We start from the raw sequence: 17779 nt of genomic DNA, 5'->3' as shown, positions 1-17779 counted from the left end.
CTTACAGCCATCCCTTTCAAGGTCTTGGTTTAAAATCCCCTAACCAATCCAGTCAGGACGGCGAAACTATGTGGGAAAAGGTTTTAGAACGGTTTGAAAAACAGGCTCCGGCCAGCGTCATGACCAAGTTGATATTAGAGCAGGCAGTAGATGCCGCTTGGGTTGACAAGGTGTTCGATGATCACCGCCAACGGCAGTACTCACGTGAGCTTTTGTTTTCAACCGTTGTTGAGCTGATGTCCCTTGTTTCATTGGGCTTGAGGCCGTCGTTGCACGCGGCGGCGCGCAAGATGGAGGGCCTTTCGGTCAGTGTTTCGGCACTCTATGACAAGATCAAGCGAACCGAACCCGAGCTGCTTCGCGCCCTCATTTCGGGCAGTGCCGAGCGTTTGATACCAACCGTCGAAACGCTCGGCCATTCATCGATCCTGCCCGGCTGGCAGTTGCGTATTGTGGATGGCAACCACTTGCCGGCCACTGAAAAACGTCTAGGCGCTCTGCGCAATGAGCGCGGCGCAGCGCGCCCAGGATTTTCAGTAGTTGCCTACGATCCGGATCTGGATTTAGTCGTTGATCTTCAGCCGTGGGAAGATGCCTACGCCAGTGAGCGAGTCAGTGTTTTACCGCTGCTGGCCCGCGCATGCGCGGGCCAGTTGTGGATGGCTGACCGGCTCTATTGCACGCTGCCCATCCTGCAAGCCTGCGAGGATACGGGGGCTTCGTTCATCGTTCGCCAACCCAGCAAGCATCCACGCCTGGTCCAGGAAAGTGAGTGGCAAGACTCAGGGACGGTCGATAGCGGAACCGTTCGCGAACAAATCATCGAAATGAAGGGTGGCCGCCGCTGGCGACGTGTTGAGTTGAGCCTGCAAACGGCGAATGACTCAGGTGATTTGGTGATGTGGTTCTGGAGCAATTTGCCCGACACCATCGGTGCCCGGCAGATAGCCGATTTATACCGTCATCGCTGGAGTATCGAGGGAATGTTTCAGCGCCTTGAGTCGGTACTGGACAGTGAAATTACAGGCCTTGGCAGCCCGAAAGCCGCGCTATTGGGCTTTGCCTCGGCGGTCCTGGCTTACAACGTTTTGTCGGTTCTCAAGCGTAGCGTTGAGCAGGCGCACCGCGAAACGCAGCCAGAGGGTTGGCAGGTTTCGATTTTCCATTTGGCGGTGCATGTTCGCAGTGATTATCAAGGCTTGCAGATCGCATTGCCTGCGGAAAATTTCCCTCTTGAAAAGACTCCGCAAGGGCTGGCAGAGCGATTGCTGGCCCTGGCAAGGATGATCAAACCTAAGTCCGTAGCAAAAAGCCCTCGTGGCCCCAAAGTAGCCAAGCCCAAGGAGTGGCTGGAAGGTAAGGCAGCACGGGCGCATGTCTCAACAGCTAGGGTGCTTAAGGCGGCCAAGTCGGATAAACGTACTTAAACATGGCCTTAAACGGACTTTTAAACGCAGACCTTGAAAGGGATGGCTCTTACAGCGGGTCACTTTTGGCAAACGCCCCAAAAGTAACCAAAAGGTCTTTGCCCCACCACTCGGTGCCTCGCCCAGGCTCGGCATGCCCGCACTCCGGCCCGGTTCCGCGGGCCGCCGCGACGGGCCATCCATGGCCCGGCGCGGCTAAATCGGCATCCCTGCCGATTTACCCGCTCCACCGTGCCTACTTGCGGCCATCGTGGTTGACGGGGCCCGCAGATCAAGATCAAAGGCCAGATCAAAAGCAAGAGCACAGCGGCCTACCGGCCGGCTTGAGTGTGGTGAAGCAAAAGCCAAATCAAAAGCTAAAGCGGGCACGGTCAAATGTGGGAGCTGGCTTGCCTGCGATGGCATCAACTGGGTGTACCTGATGCACCGAGGTGTTTGCATCGCAGGCAAGCCAGCTCCCACAGAAAAGCAGCTCTGCTTTCGCTCTGGCCTTTGATCTGGCTTCTAACACTCAAGCCAGCCGGTAGGCCGCTGTGCTCTTGCTTTTGATCTTGATTTTGATCTTAGGCGCCCCGTTAAACCACGCTGGCCGAACGCAGGCTTTGGAGCGTGGGTAACCTGGCAGGACGCCAGGTTAGCCGTCCTGGGCCATGGATGGCCTATGACGGCGGCCCACGGTCCAAAGCCGGAGTGAGGGCACACCGAGCCTGGGCGAGGTGCCGAGTGGTGGGGCAAGAGCGTTTTGCTTACTTTTGCGCTGTTCAAAAGTGAGCCGCTGTAAGAGCGGAACCATAAGTGGCCGTTACCGCAGCAACGGATATGTACTCCCCCCAAGGCCAGATGTTGCCTGGCCAACAGTTGCCGCACACATTGTCGTTTTCAGCCATCACCTAAACCCCCAATGCCCCCTGTTTACGGCCCCAAAAACCCGGCATGCCTTGTGCAATGACCCAGTTCCCGGACTTTAGGCCTCTCCAATCATGCAAGAACCCGCCCCTTACCCGCGACGATCCAGCCCGTTGCTCCTCATCGGCACCGCCACACTCTGCAGCCTGCTGCTCGGCTGCGGCCAAAGCAGCTCCACCGTCACCCGCAGTGACCAACCGGTAAAGGGCGGCACCCTGGTCTACGCCACCGACCGCGAACCCACCTGCCTCGACCCCCATGTGGCCGGCGACATGCCTCAGGTGTTCGTCGCCCAGCAATACCTCGACTCCCTGGTCTCAATGGACACCGACGGCCGCATCGGCCCCTGGCTCGCCAAGACCTGGGAAGTCTCCCCCGACGGCCTGACCTACACCTTCCACCTGCGCAACGACGTGCACTTCACCGACGGCACCCCGTTCAACGCCGCAGCGGTCAAGGCCAACCTCGACCACATGGCCAACCCCAAGACCCAATCCAGCACTGCAGGCGGCTACATCCGCCAATACCGCAGCACCGACGTGCTCGACGAATACACCGCAGTGGTGCACCTCGCCACGCCTTACGCCGCGTTTCTGGAAGTGTTGGCCCAAGGCTTCCTCGGCATCGAGTCCCCCACCGCACTGCTGCGCTCCCGCGACGTGAACTGCGAAAGCCCGGTCGGCAGCGGCCCGTTCAAGGTCGTGCGCTGGGACCGCCAAAGCCAGGTCGAACTGGTGCGCAACCCCGACTACAACTGGGCCCCACCCACCGCCAAGCACCAAGGCCCGGCCTGGCTCGACCGGATCGTCTGGAAGTTCATCCAGGAACCTTCCGTGCGCTTCGCCTCCTTGCAGGCCGGCGAGGTCGACGTAATCGAAGCCTTGCCTCCCGAATCCCACGAGGCCGCGCGACGCAACCCGGACCTGACCCTGGTGATCGCCCAACGCCCCGGCAATCCCACCAACGGCACGCTGAACATCACCCGTGCGCCGTTCGATGACCTGCGGGTGCGCGAAGCCTTCGTGCGCAGTTCCGACATCGAGGGCGCGTTGAAGAGCGTGTACTTCAACGAATTCCCCCGCGCCGGTGGGCCGTTGAGCCCGGCCACGCGCTTCTACAGCCCGGAGTTCCAGCACGCCCAGGATTACGACCCGGCCCGTGCCGCGCAGTTGCTCGATCAAGCCGGCTGGACCCAGCGCGACAGCGAGGGCTATCGCACCAAGGACGGCAAGCGCCTGCAAGTTCACGTGGTGATGGGCAACCGCACGCCACCGTCGGAATACACCTTGTGGGAGCAGGTGCAGGCCACCACCCGGCAGGTCGGCTTCGAGCTGATCGTCGACCAGATGAGTGACGTGCAGGCCACCAAACGCCAGGCCGACTGGGACTACGACATTCGCCTCGGCTACTGGAACACCAACACCGCCGACGTGCTGCGGATCATCTTTGGCAGCGAGTTCATCCGTCCGGCAGGCGTCGGGGGTTACCACCAGAACACCGCAGGCTTCAGTGATCCGGCCTTCGACACGCTGATCCAGCAGGCCCTCACCACCCAGGACAGCGAGCAGCGCCGGGCCCTGTATTACCAGGCGCAGAAAATCGCTTCCAGCCAGTACCTGCAACTGACCACCTACCCGCAAAGCACGCGGCTGGGTATCTACAAGACCACCCAGGGCGTGCGGCTGGAGCCGTCGCTGGCGGTGACATATCTCTATGACGCATGGGTGAACAAATGAGCAGTCCATCACTTGCCAACCCACGCCACGAGCGCCTGGCCCGGCTCGGCAAACGTGCGCTGTGGCGTCTTGCCGGCGGGGTGCTGGTGCTCTGGGCGGTGGCCACGCTGACTTTCTTTGCCTTGCGCCTGATGCCCGGTGATCCGGTGCTGGCGATCCTCGGCGGCCCGAGTGGCAATCCCACTGCTGAAACCATCGCTGAAGCCACTCGCGAATACGGTCTCGACAAGCCTCTGGCGGTGCAATATGCGCTGTACCTCGGGCGGTTGGTGCAAGGTGACCTGGGGGTTTCCTATTCCCAGCACCTGCCGGTGACCCGCGTCCTCGCCGAGCAATCCTGGCCGACCCTGGAACTGACCCTGACCTCTCTCGCACTCGCCTGGGTCCTGGTGCTGGCGCTGACGGTGCTGACGGCGGGGCGCCGACGCTGGGTGGCCAGCCTGGCTTCCCTCGCCGAAACCCTGGCCGCCGCGTTGCCGCACTTCTGGCTGGGGATTCTGTTGCTGGCGGTGTTTGCGTTCGGCCTGCGGCTGTTCCCGCCGGCGGGCAGTGATGGCTGGCGCACCCTGGTGCTGCCGTCGTTCGCCCTGGCGATTCCGCTGGCCGGGTTTATCGCCCAGGTCACCCGCGAATCCCTGGACCTGACCCTCGACCAACCCTTCATCCTGACCGCCCGCACCCGTGGCCTGAGTGACTTCAACGTGCGCTTCAAACACGCGTTGCGCCACGCCGTGTTGCCGGGCATCTCGCTGTCGGGTTGGGCCATCGGCGCGCTGATCAGCGGCGCCGTGGTGATCGAAGTGATCTTTTCCCGCAAGGGCCTCGGCCGCCAGTTGTACCAGGCGGTGCAGGCACAGGACCTGCCGCTGACCATCGGCATCAGCCTGGTGGTCGCCGCCGGTTACGTGCTCGCCAATATTCTGGTCGACCTGCTGTACCTGTGGGTCGACCCTCGCCAACAGGAGCTTCCAGCATGAGCGGCCTGACCCTGGAAACACCGCTGCCCGCGCTGCGGATTCAGCGCACCACTCGCACCCTGCGCCTCGGTCCGCTGTTGGCGATTACCTTTTTGCTGCTGGTGATTGTCGCGGCGCTGGTGCCGCAGTTGTTCGCCTACAGCGACCCGCTGGCCATCGTGCCCCGCGACGCATTTCATTCGCCGAGCCTGGCCCACTGGTTCGGCACCGATCAGTCGGGACGGGATATTTTTTCGCGGGTGATCTACGGCACTCGCCAGTCGTTGTTTATCGGTCTGGCAGCCACGGCGATTGCCATGAGCATCGCCATCGTTCTCGGTCTGCTGGGCGGCCTTGGCGGCGCGCGGGTGGACCGTGGCGTGGGTTGGTTGCTGGAAGTGCTGTTTGCGTTTCCGAGCCTGATCCTGGCGCTGCTGTTCGTGGCGATCTTCGGTAGCGGCATCGGCCCTCTGATTGTCGCCACTGGGCTTGGCAGTGCGCCGGGTTACGCAAGGATGGTCCGTGGCCAGGTGCTTGCGGTGCGTAACGCGGGCTATATCGAAGCTGCCCGGGCTCTTGGGCATCCGCCGCTGCGCATCATCCTGCGCCAGTTGCTGCCGAACGCCATGCGTCCGTTGATCGTGACCCTGACCATGGGCGTGGGCCAGGCGATTGTCTGGGCCTCGGCCCTGAGCTTTCTCGGCCTGGGCGCCCGCCCGCCGGCGCCGGAGTGGGGGACCATGTTGTCCATGGGCCGCGACTTTATCGCCAACGCCTGGTGGCTGACGTTCTTCCCCGGCCTGTTCATCGTTCTCACCACCCTGTCGACCACGGTCACTGGCCGTTACCTGCAACAACGCCTGGAGGGCCGTCTTTCATGAGCGACCAGAAACGCTTGATCGTTGAAGGCCTGTCCATCGAGTTTGCCGGGCAGTCCGTCGTGCGCAATTTGTCTTTCACTCTGGAACCGGGCAAGACCCTGGCGCTGGTGGGTGAATCCGGTTCCGGCAAAAGCGTCACCGCCCGCAGTCTGATCGGCCTCGCAGGTGCCGGTGCCAGGGTTACCGCACGTACCTTGAGCTATGACGGGGTGGATTTGCTCAGCCTGTCGGAGCGGGGCTGGCGTCGTTTGCGTGGCAATGGCATCGGCTTCGTGTTGCAGGACGCGCTGGTGTCCCTCGACCCGTTGCGGCCGGTGGGCAAGGAGATTCTTGAGGTGCTGGAGATCCATCGCTGGGGCGACCGTCGCAGCCGTGGCGAAAGGGTCATCGAACTGCTGGACCTGGTGGGCGTACCCGAACCGCAACTGCGTGCCCGCCAGCGTCCCGATCAACTCTCCGGCGGCCTGCGCCAGCGTGCGCTGATAGCCAGTGCACTCGCATTGAACCCCGGCCTGGTGATCGCCGATGAACCGACCACCGCGCTGGATGCCACGGTGCAGGCGCAGATTCTGCAGGTGTTGCAGCAGATCAAGGCCCGTGGCGATTCGCTGCTGATCATCAGCCATGACCTGGCGGTGGTCGCGCAACTGGCGGATGAGGTGCTGGTGCTGCGGCACGGCGAAGTGGTGGAGCAGGGGCCGATGGATCAGGTGCTGCTCAACCCGCGCCACGCCTACACCCGCTCGTTGCTGGATGCGGTGCCCGCCGAGCATGCCCGTGGCACACGCCTGTCGCCGGAGCGCAGCAATGCTGTCGCGCAACCACGGCCTGGCGCGGATTCGCCGGTGCTGCTCAAGGCATCTGGCCTGGGCAAGCGGTATGTCGGCCCCGATCAACAATCGCGCCAGGTGGTGGATAACGTCAGCTTCGAGCTGCGCGCCGGTCGCACCCTGGGCATCGTCGGTGAATCCGGCTCCGGCAAAACCACCGTGGCGCGCATCGCCCTCGGCTTGCTGCAACCGGATGCCGGCGAGGTGCGTTTTCTCGACCAGCCATGGGCCGCGACAGGTACCGAGCGGGTCGAGGAAAAGACCCGCCGTGTGCATCGCCGCGACATCAGCGTGATCTATCAGGACCCGCTGAGTTCGTTCGACCCGCGCTGGACGGTGGGGCAGATCCTCAGTGATGCGTTGGACGTTGCCGGTATCGACGCCGAGCAACAGGCGGCCCGCGTGACACAGTTGCTCGACCAGGTACGGCTGGCGCCGCAATTGGCCGAGCGCCGACCGTTGCAACTGTCGGGCGGGCAGCGCCAGCGCGTGGCGATTGCCCGGGCGATTGCCAGCAACCCCAAGGTGATTATCTGTGACGAGCCGGTGTCGGCGCTGGACGTGTCGGTGCAGGCCCAGGTCCTGGATTTGCTGGCCGACCTGCAAGCCTCGCTGGGCCTGGCCTACCTGTTTATTTCCCACGACCTCGGGGTGATCCGCCACGTCAGCGACGAGGTGCTGGTGATGCGCCACGGCCAGGTAGTGGAAAGCGCCAGCGTCGAAACGTTGTTCGAATCCCCTCAACACGAATACACCCAACGCCTGTTGGGCGCAGTGCCGCGCCTGCCCGGCAGCGGTACGCAGCTGGTGGTGCCGGCCCTGGAGCCGGAAAACCCCGGCTGGCTGTTTGATGAATCGCGCCTGTGGAAAATCGCCATCTAGACCTGAATCAAGGAAGTGCCATGAGCAAGTTGTCTGCTGTACCCACGCCGCCGGTTGTGACGGTGGCCGAACTGAACGCCCGTGCCGATCGCATCTTGCCGCAGATTGCCGCCGGCGCTGCGCAACGTGAGCGTGACCGCCAACTGCCCTATGAGGCCGTGGCGCAGATCGCCAAGGCCGGGTTGTTTACCTTGCGGATTCCCAAGCGGTTTGGCGGCGCCGGTGGGACGGTCAAGGACGTGATTGCCTTGCTGATTCGCATCGCCTCGGCCGACTCCAACGTGGCCCAGGCCCTGCGTCCCGGTTTCGGATTTGTCGAAGGCCTGCTGGCGTCCCGCGCTGAGGGGGCAGAGGAGGAGCGCGAGCGTTGGTTCGGGCGCTACCTGCAAGGCGCCGTGATCGGCAATGCCGGTTGGGAAGTCGGCGGTGCCAACGGTTCCATCAGTGCGCGCATCGTGCGTGACGGCGAGCACTTTCGCGCTTCCGGCAGCAAGTACTACAGCACCGGTTCGTTGTATGCCGATTGGGTCAGCGCCGTTGCCCTGGACGAGAATGACCAGCCCGTATCGTTCATCCTGCCCCGCGACCGCCAGGGCCTGGAGTTGCTGGATGATTTCGACGCCATGGGCCAGCGCCTGACCGCCAGTGGCACCACCCACCTGCATGATGTGCAGGTGTTGGCCAGTGAGATCCGCACCCGCACCGTCGAGGAGGGCAAGCGCACGATTGTCACGCCGTTCCTGCAAGTGTTCCTCGCGGCGGTGCAGGCCGGTATTGCGCGCAATGCGCTGAACGACGCAGTGACCTTTGCCAAGGAGCATGCGCGGCCGATCAAGCACAGCAGCGCCACGCGTTCGGTGGACGACCCGTACGTGGAACTGAGCGTGGGCGACGTTTCGGCCCGGGCCTTTACCGCCGAAGCGGTGGTGCTGCACGCGGCGGACTCCATCGACCGCGCCTGGGCTGCGGATCTTGATGCGGTGGCCGTCGACCAGGCGGCAGTGGATGTGGCCCAGGCGCAATACATCGCGGCGGAGTCGGCACTCAAAGCCGCCGAGCTGGTGTTCGACGTCGGTGGCGCCTCCACCACTGGCCGCGCCCATAACCTGGATCGGCACTGGCGCAACGCGCGCACCGTGGCCAACCACAACCCCCGACACTGGAAAGCCGCGGCCGTGGGCGCCTGGCAACTCAAGGGCACGCCGCCACCGACCTCGGGGCTGTTTTGAACAAAGCCCTCGATCTTTCACACCCCTTGGGCGAGGTAGGCACCGGGCATGCGCGCCGGGTGCCGATGATCATCGGCTGTGCGCTGTTCATGGAACTGATCGACGCCACGGCGGTGCTCACGGCGCTGCCGCAGATGGCCCAGGATTTCGGCGAGCCCAGCGTGCGCATGAACCTGGTGGTGTCGCTGTACCTGCTGGCGGTGGCGCTGTTCGTGCCGGTGAGCGGTTGGGCGGCCGACCGGTTCGGGCCGCGCCGGGTGTTTATCAGTGCCATCGTGCTGTTCACCCTGGCGTCGGTGGCCTGTGCCTGCTCGGGCTCGTTGCTGCAGTTGTCCCTGGCGCGTTTGGCCCAGGGGGCTTCGGGCGCGATGATGGTGCCGGTGGGGCAGGTGATCCTGCTGCGCTGGTCGGCGCGGGAAAACCTGCTGCGCGCCATGTCGTACCTGACAGTGGCGGCGCTGGTGGGGCCGTTGCTGGGGCCGCCGTTGGGCGGGCTGCTGGTGACGGTGCTGTCGTGGCACTGGATCTTCCTGATCAACCTGCCAATCGGCGTGCTCGGGGTGATCCTGGTGCTGCGCTACATCCCGGACTATTCCGGGACGCCCGGCCAGCCATTGGACGTTCCCGGCCTGTTGCTCAGCGGTGTGGCATTGGGCGGGCTGGTATTCGGCTTCGAGGTACTGGGCCACGGCCTGTTGCCGCGCCAGTGGGCGTTGTTGCTGATTGGCGGCGGGTTGTTGAGCGCCTGGCTGTATGTCCGGCATGCGCGGCGGACGGCGCACCCGTTGATCGATTTTTCATTGTTGAAAATACCCACCTTCGCGGTGAGCTTCTGGGGCGGCAACCTGATGCGCATCGGCAGCGCGTCACAGCCGTTTTTGCTGGTGCTGCTGTTTCAGCTGTGTTTCGGGCTTAACCCGTTGCAGGCCGGGCTGCTGAGTGTGGCCGGTGGTGTGGGCGCGTTCCTGATGAAGATGCTGGCGGTGCGGATTGTCAGCCGCTTCGGCTTCCGCCGCACCTTGATCAGCAATGCCGTGCTCACCGGTGCAACCCTCCTGGCGTGCAGCCTGTTCGAGGTATCAACACCTTACTGGCTTGTAATACTGGTGTTATTTGGCAGCGGGATCATTCGCTCGCTGCAATTCAGCACCCTCGGGGCGTTGACCTATGCCGACGTGCCGCCGGAGCAATCCAGCCGTGCCAGCAGCCTGTCGGCGATGACCATTCAACTGACCTTGAGTTTGTCGGTGGGCATCGCGGCGGGACTACTCGGCTTGATCATGGCCATGCGCGGGCATGCCACGGTCGAGCAGAGTGATATCGCCTGGATCATGGTGGGGGCCGGATTGCTGTGTGGATTATCGGGACTGGTTTATCGCAGGCTGTCGCCGCAGGCGGGCTCGGCGATTTATGCAAAACGCGCAGAGGGAATTTGATGATTCGGGCAGCACGTATCGAAGACGCGGGTGACATTGCCTGGGTGCACATTCGTAGTTGGCAGCAGGCTTATCGTGAGTTGATGCCTGCGGATTACCTGGCTTCGCTGGAGGCGACACAGCCTCGGCGTGAAGCCTTTTGGCGGCAGTCGATTGAGCAGGGGAACGAAGCCGTGTTTGTCGCGGAGGTCGGGGGGCGTGTGGTGGGCTGGATTGTCGTCAGCCCGAGCCGTGATGAGGATGTCGATCCCGGTAAAACCGGTGAAGTGCAGGCGCTGTATGTGCTGGCCGAGCACTGGGGAACCGGAGTGGGCAGGGCGCTGTGGCTCAGGGGCCTGCAACATCTCGCGAGCCTGGGGCTGGAGACGGCGACGTTGTGGGTGCTAGCTGAAAACCGGCGGGCAGTGCGCTTTTACCAAAATGCAGGATGGATAGCGCAGGCCGAATCAAGCCGCACCCTTACTCGGGGCGGTTGTGAGCTGGAGGAAGTTCGCTACCAATCCCAAAAGTGACGCTGAACCTGTGGCGAGGGAGCTTGCTCCCGCTGGGCTGCGCAGCGGCCCCAAAATCCTGGGAGCGCTTCGCACTCCAGCGGGAGCAAGCTCCCTCGCCACAGGGGAATTTGAGATCGTTCCCACGCTCTGCGTGGGAATGCCGCTCTGGACGCTCTGCGTCCGCTCTTAAAATCGTGACGCAGAGCGTCACCGGATGCATTCCCACGCAGAGCGTGGGAACGATCACACTCACCATTTTTGCCTGAAAGCTGCGCGGCCACAGGCGTCATTCAGGAATGTCATTGGCCATGAGCTCGTCTTTTTCATTGTTTCGCACCTGGAATGTCCAACACTTGCCGTCGACGCCGGCGGCGTTTGTGCGGCATTTCATCGGTCATTTCAAAGGGTGGTACCTGGCGATCCTGCTGCTGCAGATTGCCGCCGTGGTGTGTTCGATTCTGACGCCCTGGGGGCTGGGGCAGATCACCCGCACCGTCAGCAACGGCTTAGAGGCTGAGCGCGCCTTTGAAGTGCTGCAATGGCCACTGACACTGCTAAGCGCGCTACTGGTGTGCCAGGTATTGTTTACCCGCGCATCCGCAGGCTGCCATATTCACGTCTTGCCGTTGCAGCGGCGTACGGTGACGCATGTGGTGTTCGCTTATCTGCAACAGCATTCCCATCGTTTCATCAGCAATGAGTTCGCCGGGGCGCTGGCGCATCGGGTGGCGGAAATTACTCTGGGGGTGAATCAGACCCTGAGCATCTTGTTGTTCGACCTGATCCCGCTGCTGGTGACGCTGAGCCTGGCCACGGCCTTGCTATGGACCGCATCGCCGTTGTTGGCGCTGTTCATGGCGGGGTGGTCGGTGGCGTTCATCGCCATCTGTTACGTGCTCGCACGCCGCAGCCATCCTCTGGCCCAACAATATTCGGCAGCGCGCAGCACCAGTACCGGCAAGGTGGTGGATGCGGTCTCCAACCTGGCCAATATTCGTCTGTTTGCGCGCCACGCGTTCGAGCACAGTTACCTCGGCACTTTCCTCGACAAGGAGGTGGCGGCTGCCTACCGATCCCTGGGGTATATGGAGAAAATTCGCTGGTTCCAGGCTTCCTGTGGCGTAGTGCTTAAGCTCGGCTTGTTATTGCTGGCGCTCTACCTGTGGCGCAGCCACCGTATCGACATTGCTGCGTTTGTCATGTCCACCAGCCTTTCGTTGTTGATCATCAGCGATGTGGAAAACCTGTCGCGACGCTTTCTCGAATTCTTCGAAGCCACCGGCAATATCGCCAATGGCGTGCGCACCTTGATTCGCCCCCATGAAGTCATCGACCAGCCCGGTGCCAAGGCGCTGCAGGTCAAGCGCGGCGATATCGAGTTTCGCGACGTGGGCTTCAGCTACGGCGCTGGCCGGCCGATTTTCGAACACCTGAATATCGTGATTCCCGCCGGCCAAAAAGTCGGCCTGGTGGGCGCTTCGGGTTCCGGCAAGTCGACGCTGCTGAGCCTGCTGCTACGTCTTTACGACGTACAGCAAGGCCAGGTGCTGGTGGACGGCAAGGACGTGCGCGACGTCACCCAGCATTCGCTGCACCAGCAGATCGGCCTGATTCCCCAGGAGCCCGGCCTGTTCCACCGCAGCATTCGCGAAAACATCCATTACGGCCGCCTGGATGCCTCGATGGACGAGGTCGCCGAGGCGATCCACCGCGCCGGCGCCAGTGAGTTTATCGACAGCATGGAACACGGCTACGAGTCGCTGGTGGGCGAGCGTGGGGTCAAGTTGTCCGGCGGCCAGCGTCAGCGCATTGCGATTGCCCGGGTGTTGCTGAAGAACGCGCCGATCCTGGTGATGGACGAAGCCACTTCAAGTCTGGACTCGATCACCGAGCGCTTTATCCAGGACAAGCTCGACGAAATCATGGAAGACAAGACCGTGCTGGTGGTGGCGCACCGGCTGTCCACCGTGGCCCATCTGGACCGAATCCTGGTGTTCGACAATGGCCGGGTGATCGAGGACGGCAGCCACGAACAGCTGCTGCGTCAGGGCGGGCAATATGCGCGGTTGTGGAGTCGCCAGTTCAGCGATGCGCTGGATGAAGTCGCAATGTGATCAGGCGGCGTACCGGGTACGCCGCGCAGTGCAGGTCAGATCGACAGGTGCAGCACCCGCTCGTCTTTGGCGCCAGCCAGCGGGCGGCGCTTGTTGACCTTCAGCTCACCCAGGTTGATCAACAAGGTGCGGGTCACGTTGCGGCTCAGCCCCAGCAACTCGGCGGTGTGCACCTGGTTGTGATGGCACAGCCGGTAGGCGGCGGTCAGCAGGCTGCGCTCCACCTGTTCGTGGAGGTTGTCGATCTGTTCTTCGAACAGGCGCTGGAAGGCCAGGTCAAGCAGGTCATGGGCCGTGGTGCTGTCTTCCTGGCGTTCGATACGCAGGTTGGACATGCGCAGGTCCTCGGCCTGGATCACGCCGTCACGGCAGATCAGCAGGGTGTGGTGGATGACGTTTTCCAGCTCGCGAATATTCCCCGGCCAACTGTAGGTGGCCAGCCGTTGCTCGGCGTCCTTGCTCAGGATCACCTCGCCATACCCCAGGCGGCGGGTGTAGGTGTCGATGAAATACTGCACCAGCGGCAGGATATCGCCGGGGCGGTCCCGCAGCGGGCTGAGTTCCAGGTTGACCACGTTCAGGCGGTAGAACAGGTCCTCGCGAAAATGCCCGGCGTTGATGGATTTTTCCAGCTGCACGTTGGTCGCCGCCAGCACCCGTACATTGATCGGGATGCTTTTGCGCGAACCCAGGCGCACCACTTCACGTTCCTGTAATACCCGCAGCAGCTTGACCTGGATCGACATCGGCAGGTCACCGATTTCATCGAGGAACAGCGTGCCGCCGTTGGCTTCTTCAAACCAGCCAGCCTTGGCGCTGAGGGCGCCGGTGAACGCGCCTTTCTCGTGGCCGAACAGCTCGGCCTCCACCAATGATTCGGAGAACGCTCCGCAATTCACCGCCACGAACGGCTGCTCCTTGCGGCCACTGAGGTTGTGGATATGCCGAGCCACCAGCTCTTTGCCGGTGCCGGTTTCGCCGATGATCAGCACGCTGGCTTCGCTCGGCGCGACTTGTTGCACATGCTTGAGCAAGGCCTTGGACCTGGGGTCTTCAAACACCTGGGCGGTGGCGCGGATGGAAGTGGCAAGGGCGGGCGAGGGCGGTAGGGTCAGCAGTTGCATGGCAATCTCTACGAATAGAACGTCGGGATGGGCGGGGTACCGTTCAGTGCCCATTCGCCCAGTTCATGAAGCTTGTAGTCCAGCGGGTCATGCAGGCTCTGGGTGCGCAAGTTGCGCCAGTGCCTGTCGAGGGCTACCGAGGCGTTGGTCGCCCGCGCACCGGTGACCTCGAAGACCTTGCTACACAACTCCAGGCCATTGCGGCTGGCGGCGACTTTGGCGGTGGCGATGGCAATCGCAGCTGTGCCGCGTTCCTCGCTGGTCAGGGCCGAGCCCTTGGCCCATGCCGCGTCCAGTACCTCACCGGCGCGCTCCACCAACAGGCGGGTGCTTTGCAGCGCCACCCAGAAATCGCCGTAGTGGCTGAGGATGTAAGGGTCCTGGGTGCTGTGGCTGGCGCTGGAGCGGAACCATGGGCGGGCTTCTTCCAGGGTGTATTGGCGCGCTTCTTCGAATGCGCCCTCGGCGATGCCGAGGAAGATATTCGCGAAGTGCAGTTGCGCGATCAGCGGCCGCAGGCAGGCGAACGGCGTGCTCAACGGCCCCGGGTCCAGCAGCAGGTCGGACTCTTCCACGCGTACGCGCTTGAAGGTCACGCTGCCGCTGTCGGTCTGGCGCTGGCCCATGTTGTTCCAGTCGTTGTGCAGGATGATCCCGCTGCGGGCGCTGGGAATCGCTGCGATCAGCAACTTGCCGCCGGCACTTTCATCGATGGCCGAGGCGATCAGCATCTCCGAGTCGTTGGCCCCGGAGCAGAAGTTCTTCTGTCCCGAGAATTCCCGCCAACCCGTGTGGCGCTTGACCACCGTGCGGGTGTCCAGCGGGTTCAGGGTGTTACCCCAGAACCAGTTGTTGCTGGCCGTCAGGCTGAACCAGGTTTGCCATTGTGCGGGCGTGGCGAACAACCGGACGGTGGCAAGCATCAGGTGATGAAAGCCGAATACGTGGGCGATGGAGCTGTCGACCCGGGCGAATTCGCGCACCACCTCGAAGGTTTCCGACCAGTTGGCATCCAGCCCGCCGAATTGCCCGGGGATGCTCAGGGACAACAGGCTGCTGCTGCGCAGCTTGTCGCGTTCGGCTTTGGGCGTTCCGCCGCTGGCATCGCGGTCGACGGCAGTGCGGGCAAATTCGCTCGCCAGGTCACGGGCAATCTCCAGCGGCGTCCTGCGGGTGCAGAGTAAGTTGGCCGTCACGTGAATACCCCATTTAATTAATTTCCCTGAGCGTTGGGTAGAGCAAGACTCATACCAAGTAAATGTGGGCCGGTAACTTGCGTTTTCTGATGGGTGTGCAGGCGCGAAGAGTGCCGGATACGCAACTTTTGTTGGTCAGCTGTTGGGATTCAAACAGTTGCGCCCGAGGCCTTTAGGACGGGGGTTTGGTTATGCTTTTATCGATTAAACATATAATTAAATGTGCATTTTAAGCATTGTTGTGAAACGAACATTTCCCCAGCAAAGTGTTGCGCCTGTGACGATTAAACCGGCCGGTGGGCCCGCGTTTATTGATGTTTTGACGTGGCACGAACCCTGCAAAGTTGGATTCAGAGCGCGACTATACAAATAGATGCTCCAACTAATTAGAGACCCCAGGAGTATTTAATCCATGCGGCAACTGTTTGAACCACGCGCTCGTCGTTTTGAGTCACTGGCCACCGCGTCCAGCCTCGGCGTGCTGTTGATGTTGATACACGGCGCGGCCTTTGCCGCCCAGGCCGATCCGACCCTGGCCACGGTGGTGGTCACCGGCGCCGAAGCCACCGAAGCGCAAAAGGCCGAGAAGCAGCTGGCCAAGGTACCCGGCAAAACCGCGGTGATCGACAACCGCAAGATCGAGCAGGGCCGGGCGGCGAATGCCGAGGACGTGCTGGCGTTGCAGCCGGGAGTCTTCGCTCAGGCCACCAGCGGTTCGGGTGCCAACAAGATTTCGATCCGTGGTTCGGGCCTCAACACCTTCTACCAAGGCTATGTGCTGGGGATCAAATTCCTCTATGACGGCCTGCCATTGACCGGCCCGGGCGGCACCCAGGAAGACATGCTGGACATGGCCTCCGTGGACCACACCGAGGTGCTCTACGGCGCCAACGCTTTCCGTTATTCGGCGTTATCCCTGGGCGGCGCGATCAACTTCGTGAGCAAGACCGGCCGCACCGATCCGGGCAACTACGCGCGCTTCGAAGCCGGCAGCTTCGGCTACCGCAAGCAGCAGCTGAGTACCGGTGGCGTTTACGGCGACAACGATTACTACGTCAGCATCCAGCACAACGAACGGGATGGTTATCAGGACAACACGCCGAACAAGGGACAGGGGATCGTCGCCAACTTCGGCCACGTGTTCAGCCCGCAACTGGAGACGCGCTTTTACATTCGCTACAAGGAAGAGACTCTGAGCCAGGGCAACACCCTGACCAAATACCAGCTCAAGCACGACCCTACGAGCAACCTCGTGCCCATCGGGCGCAAGAAGGACGGCTCGACCCTGCTGGGCAGCACCACCACCTACACCTTCGACGACAATGCCAAGCTCGAAGTCGGCCTGGGCTACAACGACTACCCGCTGGACAACGGCTGGCGTTACTCGCCAACACCCCAGGAATGGCGCTCCCAGGACGTCAACCTGACCTTGCGCTACCTGCGCACCGCCGACACCTTCTTCGGCCTGCGCAGCGACAGCAGCGTGACCTTCAGCAACACCCTGGCGTACCTCGCCGATGTGAAGTCCCACAGCAAGGCCACCGGTATCACCCAGCAGAAAACCAACTACACCGGCTCCCGGGACACGGTGTTTTCCCTTGGCAACGAACTGCAACTGAATGACCGTACGTGGCTGTCCACCGGGCTGTCGCTGATTGATATCAAGCGCAAGGCGCAGATCGAATACAGCACCGGCACCAATACCAGCGCGTTCCCCAGTGGCGTTGAGTACGACGAGACCGACGTCGCCCCGCGCATCGGCCTGCGCTACCAGCTGACCCCGGAATTCGAAGTGTTCGGCAACGTCAGCCGCTCGGTGGATCCACCCGTTACCTGGCAGCTGGGCAGCACCGGCACGCCCTACATCCGTGATGTGCGGCCGCAAAAAGCCAACACCGTGGAGTTCGGTATTCGTGGCGGCCATGGCATCTTCGACGGCAGCCTGACGGTCTACCGGTCGTGGGTGCAGAAAGAACTGTTGTCGGTGGTGGTGCGCCAGGCAACCGCTACCCAGGACCAGTTGGTGGCTACCTCCAACGGCAGCGCAACCATTCACCAGGGCATCGAAGCCGGCTTGAATGCGCAACTGTGGGACGGCGGCAATGGCGACACCGTGACCTTGCGCCAGGCCTACACCTTCAACGACTTCCACTACCGCAATGATGGGGTGTTCGGCGACAACCAGTTGCCGGGCTTGCCGCGCCAGGTCTACCAGGCGGAGCTGGAATATCGCCAGGGCAGCGGTTTCTACGCGCAGCTCAATGCCCGGGCGGCGTCCAGCTATTACGTGGATTTTGCCAACTCCCTGAGTGCGCCGTCCTATACCTTGTGGGGGGCCAAGGTGGGCTACGAGGCGCCGAGCAAGAAGTGGGAGGTGTTCGTCGACGCGCGCAACCTGACCAACAAACGCTACGCCACGGCCACCAACACCGCGTACGACGCCAAGGGCCAGGACTCGGCCAACTTCTATGTAGGGGATGCGTTCAACGTGACCACGGGGGTGGCGTTTCACTTTTGATGGCAGCACAACGACCTGACAGGCAAAGCAAATGCAGTGTGGGAGCTGTC

The 17779-nt window shown here is 62.4% G+C and carries 12 protein-coding genes; 10 read left to right on the top strand and 2 right to left on the bottom strand.

Annotated features, from left to right (window positions below; genetic code table 11):
* The first annotated feature begins 119 nt into the window (after positions 1–119).
* The 9 genes from JFU58_RS23090 (at position 120) to JFU58_RS23050 (ending at position 12891) form a co-directional block, all read left to right on the top strand.
* Positions 120–1427, top strand: a complete 1308-nt coding sequence (locus JFU58_RS23090; RefSeq protein ID WP_201139778.1) for an IS4 family transposase — start codon at positions 120–122, stop codon at positions 1425–1427.
* A gap of 980 nt (positions 1428–2407) precedes the next feature.
* Positions 2408–4069, top strand: a complete 1662-nt coding sequence (locus JFU58_RS23085; RefSeq protein ID WP_201142465.1) for an ABC transporter substrate-binding protein — start codon at positions 2408–2410, stop codon at positions 4067–4069.
* Positions 4066–5046, top strand: coding sequence for an ABC transporter permease (locus JFU58_RS23080; RefSeq protein WP_093199022.1), 981 nt, complete (start codon positions 4066–4068; stop codon positions 5044–5046). Before JFU58_RS23085 ends, JFU58_RS23080 begins: the two co-directional genes overlap by 4 nt.
* Positions 5043–5906, top strand: coding sequence for an ABC transporter permease (locus JFU58_RS23075; RefSeq protein ID WP_076016009.1), 864 nt, complete (start codon positions 5043–5045; stop codon positions 5904–5906). Before JFU58_RS23080 ends, JFU58_RS23075 begins: the two co-directional genes overlap by 4 nt.
* A complete protein-coding gene (locus JFU58_RS23070) occupies positions 5903–7618 on the top strand; it encodes a dipeptide ABC transporter ATP-binding protein (RefSeq protein WP_201142464.1) in 1716 nt (571 codons plus the stop codon). The genes JFU58_RS23075 and JFU58_RS23070 overlap by 4 nt, the downstream gene beginning before the upstream one ends.
* 20 nt (positions 7619–7638) lie before the next feature.
* Entirely contained in the window at positions 7639–8847 is a 1209-nt protein-coding gene (locus JFU58_RS23065) for an acyl-CoA dehydrogenase family protein (RefSeq protein WP_201142463.1), read from the top strand.
* Positions 8844–10283 carry an MFS transporter gene (locus JFU58_RS23060; RefSeq protein WP_063031611.1) on the top strand — a complete coding sequence of 480 codons (1440 nt, stop codon included), beginning with the start codon at positions 8844–8846 and terminating at the stop codon, positions 10281–10283. Before JFU58_RS23065 ends, JFU58_RS23060 begins: the two co-directional genes overlap by 4 nt.
* The gene (locus JFU58_RS23055; RefSeq protein ID WP_177027403.1) at positions 10283–10795 is read left to right on the top strand and encodes a GNAT family N-acetyltransferase; all 513 of its coding nucleotides are present in this window, start codon (positions 10283–10285) and stop codon (positions 10793–10795) included. Before JFU58_RS23060 ends, JFU58_RS23055 begins: the two co-directional genes overlap by 1 nt.
* Before the next feature lie 290 nt (positions 10796–11085).
* The gene (locus JFU58_RS23050; protein WP_201142462.1) at positions 11086–12891 is read left to right on the top strand and encodes an ABC transporter ATP-binding protein; all 1806 of its coding nucleotides are present in this window, start codon (positions 11086–11088) and stop codon (positions 12889–12891) included.
* A 35-nt stretch (positions 12892–12926) separates the two neighbouring features.
* On the opposite strand, the gene JFU58_RS23045 is transcribed toward JFU58_RS23050, so the two are convergent.
* Both JFU58_RS23045 and JFU58_RS23040 read right to left on the bottom strand, forming a co-directional pair.
* Positions 12927–14015, bottom strand: coding sequence for a sigma-54 interaction domain-containing protein (locus JFU58_RS23045; RefSeq protein ID WP_201142461.1), 1089 nt, complete (start codon positions 14013–14015; stop codon positions 12927–12929).
* Positions 14016–14023: 8 nt separating this feature from the next.
* Positions 14024–15211, bottom strand: a complete 1188-nt coding sequence (locus JFU58_RS23040; RefSeq protein WP_063031607.1) for an acyl-CoA dehydrogenase family protein — start codon at positions 15209–15211, stop codon at positions 14024–14026.
* 412 nt (positions 15212–15623) lie between these two features.
* On the opposite strand from JFU58_RS23040, the gene JFU58_RS23035 reads away from it, so the two are divergent.
* Positions 15624–17729 carry a TonB-dependent receptor family protein gene (locus tag JFU58_RS23035; RefSeq protein ID WP_201142460.1) on the top strand — a complete coding sequence of 702 codons (2106 nt, stop codon included), beginning with the start codon at positions 15624–15626 and terminating at the stop codon, positions 17727–17729.
* Positions 17730–17779 lie beyond the last annotated feature (50 nt).

The organism is Pseudomonas sp. TH34 (genome assembly GCF_016650865.1).
In the GTDB taxonomy this organism is placed as follows: domain Bacteria; phylum Pseudomonadota; class Gammaproteobacteria; order Pseudomonadales; family Pseudomonadaceae; genus Aquipseudomonas; species Aquipseudomonas yamanorum.
The sequence above is the reverse complement of the archived record's forward strand: the minus strand, read 5'-3'. Positions and strand labels throughout refer to the sequence as shown.